This is a genomic window from Methylomonas rosea (assembly GCF_024505055.1).
Lineage (GTDB): Bacteria > Pseudomonadota > Gammaproteobacteria > Methylococcales > Methylomonadaceae > Methylomonas > Methylomonas rosea.
Window position 1 is genome coordinate 1 of the sequence record NZ_JANIBL010000135.1, and the last position, 2,000, is coordinate 2,000.

Genomic DNA, 2,000 nt, shown 5'->3' on the forward strand with positions numbered 1-2,000 from the left:
AACAGTCATATTTTCGGTAGAGTCCACCCGAGTGGTTTAAAAGTGAAAGGCTGAAGAAGTCATCGGAGGAATCCATTAAGGTTATGTTTTCTGAAGACCTAACCACAGGAGTTCGCCCCGATGACAATGAATAGTATGAACTTGATGGACGTGATACGCCAATGCGGCGATCAGGATTTATTGCGTCAATTAGCCGAAACCACGTTGGCGAAATTGATGGAATTTGAGGTGGCCGAGCGCATAGGCGCCGGCCGCCATGAGCGATGCGAGGAACGCCAGACCTATCGCAATGGCTATCGAGACCGGACACTGGAGACGCGTTTGGGTAGCTTGGAACTGGCGATCCCGAAATTGCGCAACGGCAGCTATTTTCCGTCGTTTCTGGAACCCAGGCGGCTGTCGGAACGGGCGTTGGTGGCGGTGATTCAGCAGGCCTGGGTCAGCGGGGTTTCGACGCGGAAGATGGATGATCTGGTCAAGGCGATGGGCTGCGAAGGCATTTCCAAAAGCCAGGTTTCCGAGCTGTGTCAGGCGCTGGACGAACGGGTCAACGACTTTCTGCATCGTCCGCTGGCAGGCGATTGGCCTTATCTCTGGCTGGATGCGACCTATCTCAAGGTGCGTCAAGGGGGGCGAGTGGTCTCGATTGCGGCGATAATCGCCACGAGCGTCAACCCGGAGGGCAAGCGGGAAATCCTGGGCTTGGGCATCGGCGCCTCGGAAGCCAAGGAATTTTGGGTCGAGTTTCTAAGAACCTTGGTGGCGCGCGGTTTGTCCGGCGTGCAGTTGGTGATCTCGGATAGCCATATCGGCTTGAAAACGGCGATCGGTCAAGTGTTGACCGCCGCTTGGCAGCGTTGCCGCGTGCACTTTACTCGCAACCTACAGGTCTGCGTGCCCAAGGATTGTGCGGGCATGGTAGCGGCCTTGCTACGGCAAATCTTTACCCAACCCGACAAAGCCAGCGCAAGCGCACAATGGCGCCGGGTGGCCGACCAGTTGCGAGACAAATATCCCAAGGCCGCGGCCCTCATGGACGACGCGGAAGATGACGTGCTCGCCTGCCTGGACTTCCCAGCGGCGCATCGTAGCAAACTGCACTCCACCAATCCGCTGGAACGCTTGAACAAGGAGGTCAAACGCAGGACGGATGTCGTCGGCATCTTCCCCAATGAGGCCAGTATTTTCCGTTTGGTGGGCGCCGTCCTCATGGAAACGCACGATGACTGGATTCAAGGCAAACGCTATATGACCCTGGAAAGCATGGTCAATGTGTCGACCTCGAATGAGCTAACGACACCCGCCTTGACGATTTAATAGCGAGGGTAACCTGAATGCATTTTTCCGATTTTTTTTACACCATCTTGACGGACGCTACCTCATTTTCGACAGTCCTTAGGCAACCAACTTATTGATAACGAATATGTATTGCAATAAAAGTCAGATTATTTTATGTCATTTTTTTTCTGAAAATCTCTGATAGTTTAGTATGTTATCTTTGCGTTCAATAAAAATTAATCTTTATATTGTATGGGCTAATGTCACTAAATAGATAGTCTGCAGATAGTCAGCTTTGCGCAAGATAATTGCCGTTCAAACATCAAGGTCGAATGACAACATAGGGTCGATTACGTCAAATTGCCCCCCGCGCACTAAATTCTAAACTTGCACAATTCTATAAGTATTCATTGCCGAGCCAATCGCGTATTCAATATTTGCATACCTCGATCATTTGGTTGGCAAGCCGAATATACGAGAAGCTTCCAGTTTATTCTTAGTCATGGTTTGTCGGCCAGCTAGCCAACAAGTTTTGATGCTCACTCAAGCTAGGTAAACCCGGTCTCGCGCCCATCCGCGAGCAGCAAAACGCCCCAGCCACGCTGGCGTAGCGCAATAATTCTATCCAGCTTAAATTCAAGGCAAGGCCGGCGGCGAAGGCGCCGTGAAAGGCGTCGCCGGCACCGGTGGTGTCTATCGCGACGACGGGCGGCGCGCCGAGG

General features: G+C 52.5%; 2 protein-coding genes. One reads left to right on the top strand and one right to left on the bottom strand.

The genetic code is table 11. From position 1 onward, the window contains the following. Positions 1-120 precede the first annotated feature (120 nt). Positions 121-1,317, top strand: a complete 1,197-nt coding sequence (locus tag NP589_RS21445; RefSeq protein ID WP_256608792.1) for an IS256 family transposase — start codon at positions 121-123, stop codon at positions 1,315-1,317. A gap of 457 nt (positions 1,318-1,774) precedes the next feature. On the opposite strand, the gene NP589_RS21450 is transcribed toward NP589_RS21445, so the two are convergent. Beyond that, the coding region (locus NP589_RS21450; protein ID WP_256608793.1) for a carbohydrate kinase family protein at positions 1,775-2,000 on the bottom strand (226 nt) is incomplete at its 5' end.